14 protein-coding genes are annotated in these 18,081 nt (G+C 66.9%); 3 read left to right on the forward strand and 11 right to left on the reverse strand.

Features of this window, described 5'->3' with window-relative positions:
* Positions 1-98 precede the first annotated feature (98 nt).
* Together ACQY78_RS13235 and ACQY78_RS13240 are read right to left on the reverse strand one after the other, a co-directional pair.
* Entirely contained in the window at positions 99-773 is a 675-nt protein-coding gene (locus tag ACQY78_RS13235) for an isochorismatase family protein (RefSeq protein WP_428686145.1), read from the reverse strand.
* Between the two features lie 12 nt (positions 774-785).
* Positions 786-3,647, reverse strand: coding sequence for an FAD-dependent oxidoreductase (locus ACQY78_RS13240; RefSeq protein WP_428686146.1), 2,862 nt, complete (start codon positions 3,645-3,647; stop codon positions 786-788).
* Between the two features lie 33 nt (positions 3,648-3,680).
* On the opposite strand from ACQY78_RS13240, the gene dapA reads away from it, so the two are divergent.
* Complete coding sequence (dapA, locus tag ACQY78_RS13245) at positions 3,681-4,589, forward strand: 4-hydroxy-tetrahydrodipicolinate synthase (RefSeq protein ID WP_428686147.1); 909 nt, start codon at positions 3,681-3,683, stop codon at positions 4,587-4,589.
* A gap of 101 nt (positions 4,590-4,690) precedes the next feature.
* On the opposite strand, the gene ACQY78_RS13250 is transcribed toward dapA, so the two are convergent.
* From ACQY78_RS13250 to ACQY78_RS13280, 7 genes are all read right to left on the reverse strand, one after another.
* Positions 4,691-5,398 carry an amino acid ABC transporter permease gene (locus ACQY78_RS13250; protein ID WP_428686148.1) on the reverse strand — a complete coding sequence of 236 codons (708 nt, stop codon included), beginning with the start codon at positions 5,396-5,398 and terminating at the stop codon, positions 4,691-4,693.
* A 15-nt stretch (positions 5,399-5,413) separates the two neighbouring features.
* Positions 5,414-6,202 carry an ABC transporter substrate-binding protein gene (locus ACQY78_RS13255; RefSeq protein WP_428686149.1) on the reverse strand — a complete coding sequence of 263 codons (789 nt, stop codon included), beginning with the start codon at positions 6,200-6,202 and terminating at the stop codon, positions 5,414-5,416.
* A gap of 143 nt (positions 6,203-6,345) precedes the next feature.
* Positions 6,346-7,572 (reverse strand): M20 family metallopeptidase, encoded by a 1,227-nt coding sequence (locus tag ACQY78_RS13260; protein WP_428686150.1) that lies wholly within the window; start codon positions 7,570-7,572, stop codon positions 6,346-6,348.
* Positions 7,572-8,354: an aspartate dehydrogenase gene (locus tag ACQY78_RS13265; protein ID WP_428686151.1), complete on the reverse strand. Its 783-nt coding sequence runs from the start codon at positions 8,352-8,354 to the stop codon at positions 7,572-7,574. Before ACQY78_RS13265 ends, ACQY78_RS13260 begins: the two co-directional genes overlap by 1 nt.
* Positions 8,351-9,850: an amidohydrolase family protein gene (locus ACQY78_RS13270; RefSeq protein WP_428686152.1), complete on the reverse strand. Its 1,500-nt coding sequence runs from the start codon at positions 9,848-9,850 to the stop codon at positions 8,351-8,353. The genes ACQY78_RS13265 and ACQY78_RS13270 overlap by 4 nt, the downstream gene beginning before the upstream one ends.
* A gap of 45 nt (positions 9,851-9,895) precedes the next feature.
* Positions 9,896-10,678: an SDR family NAD(P)-dependent oxidoreductase gene (locus ACQY78_RS13275; protein ID WP_428686153.1), complete on the reverse strand. Its 783-nt coding sequence runs from the start codon at positions 10,676-10,678 to the stop codon at positions 9,896-9,898.
* Positions 10,679-10,700: 22 nt separating this feature from the next.
* Positions 10,701-12,152, reverse strand: coding sequence for an amidase (locus tag ACQY78_RS13280; RefSeq protein WP_428686154.1), 1,452 nt, complete (start codon positions 12,150-12,152; stop codon positions 10,701-10,703).
* A 134-nt stretch (positions 12,153-12,286) separates the two neighbouring features.
* Here ACQY78_RS13280 and ACQY78_RS13285 point away from each other — a divergent pair, with 134 nt between their 5' ends.
* Positions 12,287-13,501, forward strand: coding sequence for a CaiB/BaiF CoA transferase family protein (locus tag ACQY78_RS13285; protein WP_428686155.1), 1,215 nt, complete (start codon positions 12,287-12,289; stop codon positions 13,499-13,501).
* Between the two features lie 173 nt (positions 13,502-13,674).
* Positions 13,675-14,634 (forward strand): Bug family tripartite tricarboxylate transporter substrate binding protein, encoded by a 960-nt coding sequence (locus ACQY78_RS13290; protein WP_428686156.1) that lies wholly within the window; start codon positions 13,675-13,677, stop codon positions 14,632-14,634.
* On the opposite strand, the gene ACQY78_RS13295 is transcribed toward ACQY78_RS13290, so the two are convergent.
* Both ACQY78_RS13295 and ACQY78_RS13300 read right to left on the reverse strand, forming a co-directional pair.
* Positions 14,621-15,841, reverse strand: a complete 1,221-nt coding sequence (locus ACQY78_RS13295; protein ID WP_428686157.1) for an MFS transporter — start codon at positions 15,839-15,841, stop codon at positions 14,621-14,623. The genes ACQY78_RS13290 and ACQY78_RS13295 overlap by 14 nt on opposite strands.
* A complete protein-coding gene (locus ACQY78_RS13300; RefSeq protein WP_428686158.1) occupies positions 15,838-18,078 on the reverse strand; it encodes an arylsulfatase in 2,241 nt (746 codons plus the stop codon). Before ACQY78_RS13300 ends, ACQY78_RS13295 begins: the two co-directional genes overlap by 4 nt.
* Positions 18,079-18,081 lie beyond the last annotated feature (3 nt).

The following is an 18,081-nucleotide window of genomic DNA, read 5'->3' on the forward strand; positions in this document are numbered from 1 at the left end:
GCTACACACACCACGCCCGTTGCCCATCCTTCGAGACGCCACGCTGCGCGTGGCTCCTCAGGATGAGGTGGGTTTGGTTAATCTGAGGCGCAAGAACTCTAGCCAACCGACTCGTAGCGTTCCAAAAAATCGATCACCTCGGCGACCGGCAGGACATCGGCGTATTTGGCCATCATGTCGTAGAGATTGGCGAAGTGCGGGCTCTCGTGCTTGTCGGAGACACATTCCTCCGGAACGATCGTGCGGAAGCTGCGGGACAGGCTGTCGACCACCGTGGCGCGCACGCAGCCCGAGGTCGAGCCGCCGGTGACGATCACCGTATCGACCTTGTGATAGGTGAACAGCGATCCGAGGTTCGTCTCGAAGAACGCGGACGCCATGCGCTTGTTCATGACGATGTCTCGGTCGCGATCGATGTCGCAGCGGTCGTCGAGCTGCGCTTGACGGGTCTCGGCCGTGATGCTTCGCAACGAAGCCGACATGTCGGCCCGCGTTCCCCAGACACCGCAATCCTCGCCGGAGCCGAGATAGGCGACGTAGGTCCAGATTACCGGACAGCCATGGGTGCGCAGCAGCCGCGCCAGCCGGTTCACATGCTCGATCTGGCGCGGATCGGTCTCGTAGGCCGTCGCGAACTCGGACGGCCGCGTGTAGGCGTTCTGGAGATCGACGTTCACCAAAGCGGGCTTGCGGCCAAAGCCGAAGCGGCGCCGCTGCGGATCGGCTTTCAGCGTCTCGTAGAGCTGCCGCGCCGTCCTGGTCGAGGTTTCCACGCAAAGCCCTCCTCAGTTAAAGCGCTGGATCGAATAGGGCGCCACGGACAGGCTCGTGCTGCGGCCGGCCAGCATCTCGGCCGTCAGGCGCGCCAGCACGGGCGCCAGCGTATAGCCGTTCGAGCCGACGCAGTTGTAGAAGCCCGGCAGGCCCGGCACTTCACCCAGGATGGGCGCGCCGTCGACGTTGACGTTCATGCCGGCCCAGATGCGCACGACATGGAGATCGGCGAGCGCCGGGATGACCCGGCCGGCGATCCAGAGATTGCCCTCCACGCTCGAGCGCAACGCGCGCGACAGGCGTTGGCCTTCATCGAGACCCGCCGTCCAGCCGCCGCCGATCAGGAAGGCGCCCGACGCCATCTGCTTCAGGGTGAGATGGCGATCGGCATGGGCGATCAGCTTCTCGATCGTGGGCGGCGCCGGCTCGGTCACGATCATCTGCAAGGGCGCGCCCTTGACCGGGACCGTCACGCCGAGATGTGCGGCGACCTGCGGCGTCCAGGCGCCAGCGGCGTTCACGATGCGCCGGCAGGCGATCTCGCCGCGACTGGTGACGACCCGATAGCCGCGCCCGGTGCGCTCGATCGCCTGCACGTCGCTGCCGCGGCGGAAGCGGGCGCCCAAGGCACGCGCCCGCTCGGCCACGGCATAGGTGGCCAGCAGCGGATTGATCTTGCCCTCGCCGGGGCACCATTCCGCGGCGATCGCCACGTCGCTCACCCCCGGCTCGAGGCGGCGCAGCTCGTTGGCGCCGATCAGCTCGGCCTCGACGCCGTGCGCACGCTCGATCGCGATCTTGGCCTTGAGGAATTCCACGTCGCGCGCGGTCTCGGCCAGCATCAGCCCGCCCATGACCTTCATCTCGAGATCCTGGCCGGTATCGGTCGCGATCTCGCGCCACAGCGCTACGGAGGCCGGGCCCAAGGGCAAGGTGGCCGCGGCCGGACCGCCGCCGGCCTGGGCCTTGGCTCCGAAGTCGAACGACAGGAGCTGGACATGCAGGCTGCCGGCATTGGCGCCCGAGGCCTGGAGATTCACCTCGTCGCGCTCGACGACCAACGTCTCGATGCCCTCGCGCGCCAGCCAGTAGGCAAGACACGAGCCCACCACGCCGCCGCCGATCACCAGCGTATCGACCGTCTCGGTCGCCAGAGGCTCGCTCTCGCGCGGCCGCGACATATCCGGCGGCACGAACTCCTTGTGGCCGCCCCACTCGCCCTGCTCGACCGTCAGCGCGCGGATCGGCACGGGCTTGACCGGCGGCCGCGGCGCGAACAGGTCGAACTCGCCGACCTCGCTCGTCGTCAGGCGGCCCACCAGCGACGCACAATAACGGCCCTGGCAGCGTCCCATGCCGACACGACATTTGCGTTTCAGGACAGCCGGCGAATCGTGACCGGCCGCGATCAGGGTCCGCAGGTCGCCCGCCGTCACCTCTTCGCAGCGACAGATGATGGCGGCGTCCTCGATCGTTGCTAGATCGAGCGGCGGCACGTCGAACAGCTGCCACAAGGCCGCTTGGAAGCGACGGGATTGGTTCAACGTCCGCCGGGCTTCCTCGATCTTGATGCCTACGAAGCCCAGGTCTTTGGCAATGGAAGCAGCGGCGATGGTTCCCTGCGCCATCGCCGCCTGCGCGCCGCCGAACCGCGCGCCATCGCCGATGGCGAACACCTCCGGCAGGCTCGAGCGGCCCTCCCCGTCCGTCAGCGTTTCCATCGAGCCGGTGCCACGCGGCACGAAGCGATGCGCACAGCCCAGCGAGCGCGCAATCTCCGAAGAGGAGGCAAAGCCGTAGCCCAGCGCCACGATGGCGGCGTCGATCGCGAACGCGCCGGCTTCGACGCGACGCACCCGATCCTCGCCGGCCAGCCGCGTCACCTTGCAATCCCACTGGAGGAGATTGCCCAACCGCCCCGCAAGGCGCGCTCCCTGCGCGATGAGAAAGGGATCGGCTGCGGCGGCTCGCGCCACCGCGCGCCACTGCGCGAGACCAGGCCGCCGCGCCGCCTCGAGCACCGCAACAACATTCGCGCCGCCGTCGATCAGCTCCGCCGCGGTCTGCAGGCAAAGCGGGCCATTGCCCGCAATCACGATGCGCTGGCCCGGCGCTACGCGATAGGAACGCGCGAGCGTCTGCAAGCCACCGACCGTCATCACGCCGGGCAGGGTCCATCCCGGAACCGGCAGCGATTGCTCGTAGGCGCCCGTCGCCAGCACCAGGCGTTTGGGACGAAACAACATCGCCTGCCCCGCCACGACGGCGGCGATTTCCCCGGCCGAGAAGGCTGACCAGACTGTGGCCTCGTTAAGAATCCGGACACCCGCCGCCAGCGTCGACTGCCGCAAGACCGCGCCATCCCGGAACTGTCGGTCGAGGGTTGCCAGATCGGCTTCGTGCGACGGCGCCAGCGGCTTGAAGTACTGCCCGCCCGGATGAAGGCGCTCGTCGAGAACCACGACCGAGGCGCCCGCCACGGCCAGTGCGCGGGCCGCGACCAGCCCGGCTGGACCGGCGCCGACCACCAGCACATCGCAGGTTACCTCTTCGGCCGCGGCAGTCTCTGTCCTCGTCTCCGTCGGCGGACCCGCCACCGGCGAGGAGGACACCGCCATGCCGGACTCGACCTTGGTGAGGCAAGCCCGCTGGCTCGGGCGGCCATCCACAGTCACGAGGCAGTCGAAGCAGACACCCATGCCGCAGAAGGGGCCGCGCGGCGCACCGGAGCGGGCCTCCCGGACGGCGACGATGCCCGACGCCGCCAGCGCCGCGGCAATCGTCTCTCCCTGGATCGCCTCGATATCGCGCCCGTCGAAGGAGATTCGAATGGGCGCGCCCGTGGGCCGCATGTCGGGATGTTTCAGGCGCATGCAAAAGGTCTACAATGTTGCCGGAGGCACAGCATGAAGAAGTTCCGCGGCACCTACACCGTCATGATCACGCCCTTCACCGCCGACGGCCGGAAGGTCGACGAGGCGGCGTTGCGTCGGCTGGTCGACTTCCAGATCGCCGAGGGCATCCACGGCCTGATCCCGCTGGGCAGCACCGGCGAGTTCCTGAGCGTGACGCCGGACGAGCGCCGCCAGATCGTGGAGATCGTGGTGAAGCAGGCGGCCGGCCGGGTCCCGGTGCTGATCGGCACGGGCGCGGAATGGACCGACGAGGTCATCCGCACCAGCCGCGAAGCCGAATCCATGGGCGCCGACGGCGTGATGATCATCCCGCCCTTCTACAGCGTGCCGACCGACGACGAGCTCTTCACCCACTACAAGAAGGTCGCGGACGCGATCTCGCTCCCGATCATGGTCTACAACAATCCGGCGACGGCGAACGTCGACATGCAGCCGGAGCTGATCGCGCGCATCGCCCAGATCCCGAACTGCCTCTACGTCAAGGAGTCGACTCTCGACCCCACGCGCGTGCGCGACATCATCCGCCTCGCCGGCGACAAGATGACGGTCTTCGCGGGCGTGCTGGGCTACGAATCCTTCTGGCTGGGCGCGGAAGGCTGGGTCGCGGTCTGCTCCAACGTGATCCCGCGCTGGTCGGCCGAGCTGTTCGAGCTGGTCGCCGACAAGCGCGACATGGACGCCGCTCTCGCGCTCTACATGAAGATGACGCCGCTGCTCTGGTGGGTCGGCGGCCCGCGCTATGTCTCCGGCACCAAGGCCGCGTTCGAGATGATGGGCATGCCGATGGGCCCGCCGCGCGCGCCACGCCTGCCGCTGCCCGAGGCGCAGCTCCCGGCCCTGCGCGACGTGCTGCGCCAGATGGGCGTGCTGACCGAAGAGGCGGCGCGCGCCCGCGCCTAGTGCGTCAGCAAGATGGTCCATTAGGATCGCTTCGCTCCGACCGCAGCTATCCTCCCCCGTAAAACGGGGGAGGAAATCGAGGGCAAGAGTCAGCGCCAAGATCAGCGATCGTCACGCGCCAGCTGGCCATCGACCGCGGACCCGTAGGCTTTGCCGTAATAGGCCTCGATGCGGCGCTGCACGAAGTCCCAGCAGGTCGTCATCGCCAGGTAGATGATGGCCACGACGATGAAGACCTCGAGCACCTGGAATTTCTGCTGCATCAGGATCTGACCGCGCCGCAGGACCTCTTCCATCGAGATCACCGAAGCGATCGACGTGGTCTTGAGCAGGCCGTTCACCGAATTGCCGAGCGGCGGGATGATGACGCGCAAGGCCTGCGGCAGCACGACCAGCCGGAAGATCTGGTGCGGCTTCAGCCCCATTGCCCGAGCCGCCTCGGTCTGCCCCTTGGCGACGGACAGGATGCCGCCGCGCAGGATCTCCGAGAGATAGGCCGCCTCGTTCAGCGCCAGGCCGAGAATCGCCGATTCGAGCACATTGAAGCGCACCAGCCCGAGCTGCGGCAGGCCGGTGTAGATGATGATGAGCTGCACCAGCAGCGGCGTACCGCGGAAGATCCAGATATAGGTCTGCGCCGCGCGGGCCAGACCCTTGTGCTTGCTGAGGCGCATCACGGCGAGCAGGAGGCCCAGCATACCGCCCAGGATGAGCGTGCTGATGGTCAGCCCGATCGTCCACAGTGCACCCTCGAGAAGGTAGAGGTTGGTGAAGTACCCCCAGAAGCCTTCCCAGTTCCAGACTTTCACGCAGCCACCGGTCCGCTAGGCCGGGCCTGGGCCCTTGATGGCGAAGGCCGGCTCGTCGATCTGCAGGACGCCATACTGGTCGAGCAGCTTGGCGTAGGAACCATCCTTCTTGAGATCGTTCAGGGCGCCGACGACGGCATCCGCCAGCGCCTTGTTGGCGAAGGCAAAGCAGGCAATCTGGGGAAACACGCCGCTGATCGCGCGCGTGAAATCGCCTCTCTGCTGCATGAACATCGCCGTGGCATCGATGCTGGTGGCGGCGTCGGACTGACCGGCCTTCAGCGCCTGGAAGGCCTCGGCAAAGTTGTTGAAGGTCATGACGGTGATGGGCTTCAGGCCCTTCTTGGCCACCATGTCGGCGACTTCGCGGGTGCGCCGCTCCTCGATGCCGCCCAGCTCGACCGAGATGCGCTTGCCGGCCAGATCGTCCACCGTCTTCAGGCCCAGCGGATTGCCCTTGGCGGCGAGGAAGCTGATGGCCGCCTGCTCGGTCGGCACCATGTACATCAGCTTGGACCGCTCTTCGGTCCAGAAGATGCCGGTGTTGATCATGTCCCAGCGCTTGGCGGCGAGGCCGGGGATCATGGTCGCGAATTCGGTGCGGATATACTCCGGCGCAAGCCCCAGCCGCTTGCAGCATTCGTCGGCGAGTTCGACCCGCATGCCCTTCAGCTGGCCCTTGTCGTCGACATACTGCAGCGGCGGCAGGGTCGGGTTGATCGACATGATCAGCGTGCCGGCCTTGATGAGGGTGGGCGGCGCGATCTTCGGCTGGGCACGCAGCACGCCCGGAACCAGAGTCATTGCAGATGCTGTGACAGCGGCGCCAAGAAGACCGCGGCGGCGAAGCTTAATGTCGCTGAAACTGTTCATGATTTCCCCCAGAATACGATTCCCACGACCGCATGCAATTTTGACGCCGAAATCCGCCCTTGGCCCGGGATGTTTCAGACCGTCCCGCACCAACCGACAATAATGTCTGACGCGACCTCGACCGCCCGCCGATAATCTTCGACGTCGACCCATTCATCGTGCAGGCCGTTCTGCGTGAGATCGCCGCCGAGAGGCCCCAGTCCGATCGTCGGGATGCCCGCCTGGACGATCGGATTACGGATGTCGCTTGCGGTATGCAGCGGATTGACGTGCGGCCGTTCGCCGGTGGTCGCCACGATGGCGTCGGCGACGATGCGGTAGAGCGGGCTTTCCGTCGGCACTTCGGCACCCGATATGCCCGACACCCAATCGATGCGCGCCAGGCCCTTCACGGCCTCTTCGACGGACGCCTGGACACGGGTCATGTCCTCGCCCGGCAGCAATGAAACCGCCCCCTCGATGAGACCGCGCGAAGCGATCCGCGTGTGAGTGCCCGGCGTGCCGACATTCATGTGAGAGATGAGCAGATTGGACGAGCGGCCGACCGCCTGTTCCAGCAGCGGGTGGCGAGCGGCCTCTGCCCGTCGGTCCGCCAGTGCCTTCAGGCGGGAATGGATTTCCATCAGCGTGTCGGCTGGATTCTCGGCCTGATGGGCGAAGGCGAGATGGCTGATCTCATGGGTGGAAGGCGGCCTCCCCGCGACGAGGATGCGGAAGTCGAGCTGGCCCAGGCAGAAGGCCTTGATCTCCCGCATGCCCAGACCCGATTCGGCGGGATGACAGTAGACCGCCGCATCCGCTCTCAGTCCGCCATGGAGCAAGGCCGACACGCCACGTGCGTGACGCTTGCTGGGCGTACTGGCCAGGATCACATCTCCGGCTGGCCGGCGCCCGGAGGCGAGCAGTGCCCGCAACCCGTCGATCATCATCGCCACGCCGGACAGATCGTCCGCCACGCCCCAGCCGTGGATACGGCCCCCGTCGACGACGCCGCCAAAGGGATCGCGGCGCCATGCGTCGAGCCCGGCAAGCGGCTCGCCATCGGGATGGGCAAAGAAGATGACGCTTCGCCCCTCTCCCCCACCCTTGAAGGTCGCGACAACACTCTCGCGCTCACCCTCGACCATGGTGCGACTCGCCGCGAATTCACCCACCATGGGGACGTCGCCAGGCTTGTAGCGCACCGTCTCGACGGCACAGCCCAGGGCGCGCGCCGCGTCGGCAACGACGGCCTGTACGGCCGCCTCACCGCCCGTCTGGGCGCGAATGAGCTGACGCAGGAAGGAAACGGAGTCTTCCATCAGATCGCCATCCGCGCTTCGCGGCGTTTCAGCAGCCTCATCAGGCTGAATGTCGTGTAGTCGATCGGGTCGCCGTCGGGCGGCACGTCGCGTCCCCCGACTTTCAGAACGACATTACCCGGTGCCGCGTGAATCTCGAGTTCATGGCCGGTCTCGCTGATCGCCGGATCGGCCACCAGTTCGGCTTCCGTTCGATCGAGCCCGAGCCCGGCCAGCGCGACGCCGACCGATGTGTTCAGGTTGTTGGGGAAGTGACGCGCGACCTCGCGCACGCTGCCCTTGAAGAAGACACGGCGCGTCTCGATCGATGCGAGATCGGCAAGCCGGTCGGCCGGCGTCAATCGCCACATGGAAGGTGACTTGAGCTGACGATAGATCACGCGGCTCAGCCCCTCCTCGCGCGCCGTCGCCAGCAGGTCGAGCGTCCCGATCGCACCGGGCGCGATCTCCAGGCGGCCCGGCCCCGCTTCCGCCGCCTCGATCAAGCCGCGCTCGATCCGCGGATCGGCGAAGGCCGTGAGCGAAAGAGGTATCAGATCGATGCCATGGGCCAGCAATACAGCCCCCGTCTCGGCCAGCATCGATGCGGAGGCACACTCGATCGCGATCCCGGGCCCGTGCGCGATGAACGCGTCGAGCGACGTGCAAACGGCCGCGCTGCCCACGATTGCCGCGGCCTCCGGCGCTTGCGCGGGACGCACCAGAACCGCCGCGACGCCCGGCATACGTTCCGCCAACCGTCGACCGATCCGTCCGAAACCGACAATGCCGTAACGTGTCATGAGGGAACGACGAACCCATATCGCAGGTTCGACGGTTCGCGGCCCGCACGCTCATAGTCCGACTTGATCGCGGCGAAGCGGTCGTCGCGCCAGGCGGCTTTCTTGATGTCGTACTTGTACATCTTGGCCGAATTCTCGCCGAAGATCGCGCGCTTCACCGGGCCGTCGGCGCTGCCCAGCGGGGCAAAGCCGAACTTCCTCTGCATGTCCTCGGGAATCTCGAGGCGGCGCAGCGCCTCGATCTGCCATTGCGGTGCGCCGGTCCATACCGCGTCGGTGCCCCAGACGACATGATCGGCGCCCATGCCCTTGATCAGCATGCCCATCAGCGCCGCGCACAGGCGGGGCTCCGTCACCGTGGTCTGGGCGAAGATCTGGCCGAGGTCGGCGTAGACGTTGTTGACGCCGTATTTGGCGGGAATCTCCGCAAGGTCGGAGGTCCAGTCGACTCGCCCGGTTTTCTCGAACTGCGCATAGCCGTCCGCCGAAGCGCCGGGCGCGCCGGTCCAGCGGAAGGCCGAGTGGTAGACGACGAAGCGGATCTGCGGCCAGTCCTTCGCCGCCTTCCCCACATCGTCGACCGCCGCGTACGGCGTCAGATGCGGCCAGCGCTGCGAGACCGACGGCGGATAGAGACCCTTGTGCACGCAGACGATGTCGTAGCCCGCCTTCACGATCTTCTCGTAGAAGGGATAGACGAGCTTCTCGTCGTCCATGCGCCAGGGATGGCGCGCCAGGTCCTTGTTGGTGTTGTCGCCGACCGTGTAGCCCTTCCAGGAATCGGGCTTCAAGGTCGCGATGCACTTGTCGACCTCGTCCATCCAGCCGTCGTAGCCCGGCGTGAAGATGGCGTGCGACAGGCAGCGCTTGGAGCCGGCCGCCTTGTTCACCTTCTCGCGCGCCTCGGCCTTCATCTCGTTGGTCAGGAACCAGTCGCGCGGATCCTCCGAGGCCGAGCCGCTGACCAGCGCCACCTTGGTGTCGCTGTCGAGATAGATCTCCTTGAACCAGTTCGGATATTTGAGATCGTCGATCGTCTGCGGCCTGTCGACGAGTCCGGGATTCCAACCGGCCTTGCCCACCGCCTCGCGGCCGCGCACGAAGCCTTCGAGCCGCGTGTCGTCGCGCAGGAAGTGCGTGTGCACGTCCATGACGAACTGGTCCTTCAGCCCGTCGGCCCGTGCCTGCGCGAGGTCGACGCTCTTCGCCTCCGCCGGCGAGGCGCCGTAAAGTGGGCCGTAGATTTCGTTCATGGCGACGAACGCCGCAGCCATGCCGGCGGCGGTCTGGAAGAAGCGCCGGCGCGACAGGCCGTTCTTCTGGCCAAACTCGTCGCCGAGCGCATTCATGCGCGCTTCGACCTTCTTCTGCGCCGGCGTCTGCGCAATCGGCAGGAACTCGTCGCTGGACACGACGCGGGTCGGGACGGGTGTGGTGCCGCCGGCCAACCGGGCCGGTGCCAGAAGGTTGCGCTCGTCGTCGCTCAACAGGCCCATGGTGCCTCGCAAGGTGCTGGGGATGAGGGGCGTATCGCCCCCAGCTTACCGGGCGCGCGGCGTCGCGGCGACTCCCGGAACGTGATTGAGGACCGAGTGAACGAGGCCACCATCGACCAGCAGCGACTGGCCGGTGATGTAACTGGCCTGCGGTCCCAGCAGGAAGGCGATGGCGTCGGCGATGTCACCCGGCTTGGCGACCCGGCCGAGCGGCACCATCTTGGCGCGACCGCGGGCCAGCGCCGGCTTGCTGTAGATGGCGTCCGTCATCGAGGTATGGACGAAGCCCGGGCAGACCGCGTTGGCGCGGATGCCGTCGGGCGCCCATTCCTGCGCCATCATCTCGGTCAGCATGATCAGTGCCGCCTTGGTCGGGCTGTAGGCGCCGGTCGGAAGCTGCGGCACGACGCCCGCCATCGAGGCCAGCATCACGATGGCGCCCCTGGAGCGCTTGAGATGCGGATGGGCGGCCTTGGCCAACAGCCAGTTGGCGCGCAGGTTGATGTCGAACACGCGGTTCCAGGTCGCGAGATCGAGATCGACCAGCTTCGAGGGCGCGGTGATGCCGGCATTGCCCACCAGCGCATCGATTCCGCCCATCGCCTTGACCGCCGCCGCGATCACCTTGGCCGGCTCCGTGGGCTTGGCCATGTCGGCCTTGAGCGTACGCACGCTGCAGCCCGAGGTGCGCAGGTTGGTGGCCAGCGCCTCGAGCTCGTCGAGATAGGCCACGTCGCACAGCGTCATGGCTTCCGCACCGTCGGCGGCCAGTTTCAACGCGGTCGCTCGACCGATGCCACGGCTCGCGCCGGTAATGACGACCCGCATCGTTTCTCCCCCTTTTCCCGTTTTATGGGGAGGAGGGTGGCACGGTTCCCTGCCTGGGGTCGATGGGGAGCAGTCGATCGAATCCGACCAATTTCTCGTAAAGCGCCGCGGCCTGCAGGAGCGCTGCCTCGCCGCGCGGCTTGCCGACGAGCTGCAGGCCCACCGGCCGGCCGAAACTGTCGAAGCCACAGGGCACGGCGATCGCCGGGCTGCCGGTCACGGTGATCGCGGAGTTGAGCGTCGAGCCCGACATGTAGTTTTCGAGCTTCTTGCCGGCGATGGTCTCCGGCGCGCGCAGGTTGACGTCGAAGGCGGCGGTCGGTGCGCCCGGCGTCACCAGCAGGTCGTAGGTCTGGAAGAAGGTGAACATCCGCCGGTACAGCGCCGCGCGTTCGCGCTCCGCCCAGGCAAGCTGGCTCGTCGTCTGCTTGAGGCCAAGCTCGGTGTTCCAGATGATGTCGGGCTTGAACTTGTCGCGGTACTGCTGGATCTGCAGTTCGCGGTCGACCACGAATTGCTGGCTGCGCATGGCCATGAAGACCTCGTCGACCGGACCGAAATCGGGCGAGACCTCCTCGACGATGCAGCCCAGCTCCTCGAAGCGTTGCGCCATCTTCGTGCAGATCTCGCGGATCTCGCGGTCGACCTCGAACCGGCCGCCGAAGTCGATGGTGAAGGCGACGCGTTTGGGCAGCACGGGATTTGCGACCGCTTGGCTGAACGACACGGCCGGGGCGTCGAAGGTCATGGCGTCCTGGGGACAGAAGCCCGACATCGTGTCGAGGAACAGCGCCAGGTCGGCGACGTTGCGCGCCATCGGGCCCTGCACCGACTGCGGCGAATAGAGATTGTTCGAGGTGCCACGCGTGACCCGGCCCGCCGATGGACGGAGGCCAACCGTCGAGCAGTAGGTCCCGGGACGCCGCAGCGAGCCGCCATGGTCGGAGCCGTGTGCCAGCCAGACTTCGCCGGTCGCCACCGAGACCGAGCCGCCGCCGGTGGACCCGCCGCAGGTGAGCGAGGTGTTCCAGGGATTGCGCGTGCGGCCGAAGACTTCGTTGAAGGTGCTGCCGCCGGCGCCGAATTCCGGCGTATTCGACTTGCCCATCACGATGCCGCCCTTGCGCTCGATGCGCTCGACCAGCGGATTGGACTTCTCCGGCACATGGTTGGCGAAGATCGGCGAGCCGTAGGTGGTACGCACACCCGCCACGTCGGTCAGGTCCTTGATCGAGACAGGAAGACCGGCGAGCCAGCCCGCCTCACCCTCGGCCTCGTTGGCGGTGCCCGCCATGATCCGCTTGGCGTGGTCGCGCGCGCGATCGAGGCAAAGCGTCGGCATGGCGTTCACGGCCGGCTCGACCTCGGCCATGCGCGCGGCCGAAGCCTCCACCAGGTCGAGGGGCGAAATCTCCTTCTTCTTGAGACGCGAAACGGCCTCGACTGCGGTAAGACGCCAAAGTTCGTTGCTCATGCATTGCCCCCGGTCGCCACTGTGCCAGCCTTCTCTGCGCCCTGTCTGCCTTCCATCTCCCGCAAAGCCGGTTTAGCTGCCTTGACCGATCCGCATGCGCGCCGGCCCGATATTCGCCCACGAGGAATAGCCCGATGAAAACCGATCAACCTGAAGCCGCCGGCCCCCTCAAGGGTTTGCGCATCGTCGACATCTCGACGGTCGTGGCCGGCCCTTTCGCGGCGGGGCTGCTGGGCGACTATGGCGCCGAGATCGTCAAGGTCGAGATGCCGGGCGTCGGCGACTCGCTGCGCGCGCTGGCGCCGCACAAGGACGGCGTGCCGCTGTGGTGGAAGGTCACCAACCGCAACAAGAAGGGCATCACGCTCGACCTTCGCCTGCCCGAAGGCCGTGACCTGTTCGCAAAACTGGTCGTCGATGCCGACGTGCTGGTCGAGAATTTCCGACCGGGCACGCTCGACGGCTGGGGCATCACGCGGGCCTGGCTGCAGGGCCTCAATCCGCGCCTCACCATCCTGAGGGTCACCGGGTTCGGCCAGGACGGTCCCTATGCCGGGCGGCCGGGCTTCGCCCGGATCTTCGAGGCGATGAGCGGCTTCACGCAGATCTGCGGCGAGGAGGACGGACGGCCGCTGCATCTCGGCTATCCGATCTCCGACGCCGTCGCCGGCCTGTTCGGTGCGCTGGGAATCCTCGCCGCCCTGCACGATCTTGCGAAACATCCCGAGCGGCGCGGCCAGGAGATCGACTGCTCGGCCACCGAGGCGATGATGCGCACGCTCGAGTTCCTGGCGATCGAGTACGACCAGCTCGGCGCCGTGCGCACCCGGTCGGGCAATCGCAGCCAGTATGCCGCGCCGGGCAATGTCTATCGCACGGCCGACGACAAGTGGGCGTCGATCGCGGCCTCGACCCAGAGCATCTTCGTGCGGCTTTGCGCGGCGCTGGACCTGAAGCACCTGCTGGAGGATCCGCGATTCGCGCTCAATCCGGCGCGCGTGAAGAACTACCGCGAGTTGGACGAGATCGTCGGCGCCGCCATCGGCAAGCTGACCCTCGCCGAGTTGCGCGAGACCTTCACGCACCACGAGGTCGGCTTCTCGCCGATCTACGACATCGCCGACGTCTTCGCCGATCCGCAGTTCGCGGCGCGCCAGGCGATCGTCAGCGTGCCCGACGCGGAGCTGGGTTCGGTGCGCATGCAGGGCGTGGTGCCGCGTTTCTCGGAGACGCCGGGCGTCGTGCGCCATGCCGGCCCGTCGATCGGCCAGCACAATGAAGAAGTCTATGGTGGCCTGGGCCTGTCCGCGGCGGAGATCGCGGCGCTGCGGGCACGCAAGGTCATCTAGCAGGCCATCCAGAAAGGCGGGCCCTGGCGAATAAACGAAATAAACGAAATAAACGAATCAAACGAAATGAATGTCGCACCCCCGGCGAAGGTATCCGGGTACCGCTGACGGGCCGATTTTACTCGCCGATACCTGCAAAAATCTATTCCAACAGCCTGGAAGGGAGGATCACGATGCAACGACGTACGTTTGGCGCGCTTTCGCTCGCCACCCTGGCCGCGCCTTCGGCCCATGCGCAGGGCGAGAAGGTCGCGAAGCTGGTGGTCGGCTTTCCGGCCGGCCAGGCGACCGACATCGTCGCCCGGCTGCTCGCCGAGGCGCTGAAGCCCGAACTGGGCGAGACCGTCATTGTCGACAACAGACCGGGCCAGGGCGGCAGCATCGCCCTCGGCCTCGTCGCCCGCGCGACGCCGGACGGCAGCACCTTCGTCCTGTCGCCGCTCGCCGCCCTGGCGATCAATCCGCATCTCTACAAGAACGTCGCCTACCAGAGCCTGACCAGCTTCGAACCGGTGGCGCGCGTCTGCGACCTGCCGCTCGTGCTGGTGGTGCATCCGTCGCTGCCGGTGAAGACGCTGCCCGAACTGATCGCCTACGCCAAGGCCAACCCCGACAAGCTCAGTCATCCCTCGTCGGGTAACGGCACGCTGAGTCACGTCGCCATGGAGGAGCTGAAAACCAAGGCTGGCATGCGCATCCTTCACGTGCCCTATCAGGGCAGCCCGCCGGCGATGAACGACCTCGTCGCCGGCACGGTTCAAGTCGCCATGGATACGGTAACGGTCACCAAACCGCATATCGATTCCGGCCGGTTGCGCCTGATCGCCGTCAGCACGCTCGATCGCCTGACCTTCTTCCCCGACACGCCGACCATTGCCGAGCAGGGATTCCCCGGCCTCGAAGCCAGTGCGTGGCTGGCGATCCTCCTGCCGGCGCAGACGCCCGCCGATAAGGTCAGGCGGCTGTCGGACGCCGTCGTGAAGGTGGTCGGCCTGGCGGAAATCCAGAAGAAGTTCCTGGCGGTGGGCGCTATTCCGCATGCGATGGACGCGCCCCAGTTCACCACGTTCCTGAAGAGCGAGGATCAGCGCTGGAGCAAGGTGATCGCCCAGTCGGGCATCAAGGCAGACTGACCATGTGGCGCCGGCGCTGGGCCGTATAGAGGATGCCCAGCAGCATCAGGTTGAGCAGATTGAAGGCGAGCGCCGACTGGAACGCCGACGTATAGGAAAGCGTCGCGTCGAAGATGAAGCCGCCGAGCCAGCCGCCGGCCGCCATGCCCGCCATCGCGAACAGCATCACCACGCCCAGCCGCCAGCCGGCGATCGTGGGCCCGTAGAGGAAGCGCAGGTTGAGCGCATAGCCCTGCACGATGGCGATGAAGGGAATGCCGTGCAGCAGGGACAGCGCGTAGATTCCGTTGATGTTACGGACATAGAGGAAGCCGACCAGCGAGCCGATCTGGATCACCGAACAGAGCAGGCTGACGGGCAAGGGCCCGATGCGCTGGGCGAGGCGCGCCATGACGAAGGTGGCGACGATGGCCGACACCAGCACCAGCGACACCGCCTCGGTGCCGCGTGCCGCCGGGTAGCCCAGGTCGCCACAGAAGGCGACCATGTGAACGAAGGGAATCGCCATGGCGGCGCAGCAGCAGAAGCCGGCCGCCGACAGCAGCAGCATGATCGTCGAAGAGGGTAGCGGCAGGTGGACCTTCTCCTCGCGCCGCCGTCCGCCCGGCCCGCGCAGGGTCGGTGCCGCGCGGACGTAGAGCGCGCCCAGCAGCAACAGCCCGCCGGCCGACAGGCCGTAAACCAGCAACGTGTCGCGCCAGCCGATCTCCGGCAGCAGCAGGCGGTAGACCTGCGGCCACACCGAACCTGCGACCGCGGGCCCGATCGAGATGAGAGCGATCGCCATGTTGCGCCGCTTCTCGAACCAGCCCTGCACATTGTTCATCGCCGGCGTGAAGGTGCCGGCATTTCCGAGGAATCCCAGCAGGACGGCATAGCCTGCATAAAGCGCGATCTCGCCGCCGCGGGATGCCACCCAACCGCCCAGCGCGATGCAGACACCGGCGATCAGCAGCGGGACCCTCGGGCTGGTGCGATCGGCCAGCCAGCCCATGAAGACGCCGCCCACGCCCATGCCGAAGAAGCCCACCATGTAGGCGAAGGACGGCACGGCGCGCTGGTCGCCGAAGTCGGCCGCCATTTCCTTGAGGCCGACCATGGGCAGATAGATGCCGCCGCCGCCCAGCGCGACGCAGGCCATCGAGACCCACGCCAGCCGCCACGCATAAGCGCTGTCGACGCCCCTTCCCGGCGGGGTGACGCTCACTCGCGCGCCAGCGCCGCCGCCGCTGCTTGCTCGGCGTTGAGCACCTGGTCGTCGTCCATGAGCACGGTGACCTTGCGCAGCTTGCCGGTGAAGGCGAACGGCGCCTCGTAATGCGACACCGGACTCGACCGGTCGCGGCCGATGTCGAGGCCCGACCAGGAGATGAAGCTCACGAAGCCGTTCTGGGTGTCGAAGCTGCCCGCCGGCTCGCCGTCGATCAGGAGGGTGGCGAGGTTGCGCCCCTTGTTGCGCCGCATCTGGACCGCCAGCTTGCGGTTGCCGGCCTGCACCGGCCGATCGGAGACGATCAGGTGATGCTCGCCGCCGATGTTCATGTCGTAGGCCAGCTTGCCGTCCTTCATGTAGAGCGAATAGCCGGTGGTGGCGTCGCCATGGGCGATCAGCACGCCCTCGGTCATCGCCCCGTCCACATGCACGTCGGCTTCGATCGTATAGGTCCGGTTGCGCACGTCGGGCGCCACGTCGGTCGGCACGTGGCCCATGCCGGCATGGAACACGAAGCGGTTGCGCGGGCCGTGGAAACGCTTGGCATTGTCGGCGAAGCGCGGCGCGAAGCGGTCGTCGAGCGGCAGCACCTTGCTCGCCTCGGCCTGCCGCCACCATTCCTCGATCATCGCCTTCAGCCGCTCGGGCTCCTTCTCGGCGAGATCGTTGGTCTCGTTGAAGTCCTGATCGAGATGGTAGAGTTCCCACTTGTCGTTGGCGAAGTCGGCGCCGGGTGGATGGAAGGAGACGGCCTTCCAGCCGTCCTGCACCAGGCCGCGATGGCCGAACATCTCGAAATATTGCGGCTTGGCCTTGGACTTGGCCTTCGCATTCTTGAGGCTCTTGGCGAAGCTGGTGCCTTCGAGCGGCATCTGCTTCACGCCGTTGATCGCCTTGGGCGGCTTGATACCGACGACGTCGAGCAACGTCGGGACGAGGTCGCTGGCATGGCAGAACTGATGGCGCAGCTCGCCGCGCGCGGCGATGCCCTTGTCCCAGGCCATGACGAGTGGATCGCGGATGCCGCCGCCGTGCGTGTTCTGCTTGTAGCGGCGCAGCGGCGTGTTGGCCGCCATCGCCCAGCCCCACGGGAAGTTCGAATGGGTGTCGGGGCCGCCGATATCCTCGATGCGCGCGATCTTCTCCTCGAGCGATTCGCGACGGAGATTGTAGGGGCCCATGGCGTTGATCATGCCGAACGGGCCGCCTTCCTGGCTGGCGCCGTTGTCGGACATGACGATGACCAGCGTGTCGTCGAGCTGGCCGCTGTTCTCGAGGAAGGCCATCAACCGGCCGATATGCTGGTCGGCATGGTCGAGCATGGCGGCGTAGGCGGCCTGCAGCCGGGTGAACAGTCGTCGCTCGGGCTCGGCCACTTCGGCCCACGGCCGCACGGAATCGTTGCGCGGCGGCAGCTGCGTGCCCTTCGGCACGATGCCCATTTCGATCTGGCGTGCGAGGCGGCGTTCACGCTCGGCATCCCAGCCCTCGGCAAAGACCGAATCGTACTTTGAGACGAGGTTGAACGGCGCCTGGTGGGGCGCATGGCAGGCACCGAAGGCCAGCCAGGTGAGCCACGGCGTCTCAGCATTGTCGGCGGTGTGGTCGGCGAGATAGCGGATCGCCTGGTCGACCAGGTCGGAGGTGAGATGATAGCCGGTGGCGAAGGTGCCGGGCGGATCGACCGGCGTGTTGTCGCGCACCAGCTCGGGGGCAAACTGATCGGTCTCGGCGTCCATGAAGCCGTAGTAGCGGTCGAAGCCGCGGCCCAGCGGCCAGCCGTCGAACGGGCCGGTCGCGCCGGACTCGGTGAGCGGCGTCACGTGCCACTTGCCCAGCATGTAATTGCGATAGCCGTGCGGTCGCAGCATCTCGGCAATGGTGCCCGCCTCGCGGCTGATCTTGCCGCGATAGCCGGGATAGCCCGAATCGAAGTTGGCGAGGCAGCCGACGCCGACCGAATGATGGTTGCGTCCGGTCAGAAGGGCTGCACGCGTGGTCGAGCACATCGCCGTCGTATGGAAGCCGGTATAGCGCAGCCCGCGCTTGGCGAGGGCGTCGATGACGGGCGTCTCGATCGGCGAGCCGTAACAGCCCAAGTCGGAGAAGCCGACATCGTCGAACAGGATGACCAGGATGTTGGGGGCGCCTTTCGGTCGCTTCGGAGCCTCCGGCCAGTGGGGCTGTGACTCCTGGACCGTCTTGCCGATCTTCCCCTGATGTCCCGTCATGCG

The sequence above is a fragment of the Reyranella sp. genome (assembly GCF_965279625.1).
Taxonomy (GTDB): Bacteria; Pseudomonadota; Alphaproteobacteria; order Reyranellales; family Reyranellaceae; genus Reyranella.

Bases quoted from the DNA above. Each gene is read 5' to 3' on its own strand.
- ACQY78_RS13265 (WP_428686151.1), bottom strand. From the start codon at position 8,354: ATGACACGTTACGGCATTGTCGGTTTCGGACGGATCGGTCGACGGTTG.
- ACQY78_RS13240 (WP_428686146.1), bottom strand. From the start codon at position 3,647: ATGCGCCTGAAACATCCCGACATGCGGCCCACGGGCGCGCCCATTCGA.
- ACQY78_RS13260 (WP_428686150.1), bottom strand. From the start codon at position 7,572: ATGGAAGACTCCGTTTCCTTCCTGCGTCAGCTCATTCGCGCCCAGACG.
- dapA (WP_428686147.1), top strand. From the start codon at position 3,681: ATGAAGAAGTTCCGCGGCACCTACACCGTCATGATCACGCCCTTCACC.
- ACQY78_RS13275 (WP_428686153.1), bottom strand. From the start codon at position 10,678: ATGCGGGTCGTCATTACCGGCGCGAGCCGTGGCATCGGTCGAGCGACC.
- ACQY78_RS13290 (WP_428686156.1), top strand. From the start codon at position 13,675: ATGCAACGACGTACGTTTGGCGCGCTTTCGCTCGCCACCCTGGCCGCG.
- ACQY78_RS13255 (WP_428686149.1), bottom strand. From the start codon at position 6,202: ATGACTCTGGTTCCGGGCGTGCTGCGTGCCCAGCCGAAGATCGCGCCG.
- ACQY78_RS13300 (WP_428686158.1), bottom strand. From the start codon at position 18,078: ATGACGGGACATCAGGGGAAGATCGGCAAGACGGTCCAGGAGTCACAG.
- ACQY78_RS13270 (WP_428686152.1), bottom strand. From the start codon at position 9,850: ATGGGCCTGTTGAGCGACGACGAGCGCAACCTTCTGGCACCGGCCCGG.
- ACQY78_RS13285 (WP_428686155.1), top strand. From the start codon at position 12,287: ATGAAAACCGATCAACCTGAAGCCGCCGGCCCCCTCAAGGGTTTGCGC.
- ACQY78_RS13280 (WP_428686154.1), bottom strand. From the start codon at position 12,152: ATGAGCAACGAACTTTGGCGTCTTACCGCAGTCGAGGCCGTTTCGCGT.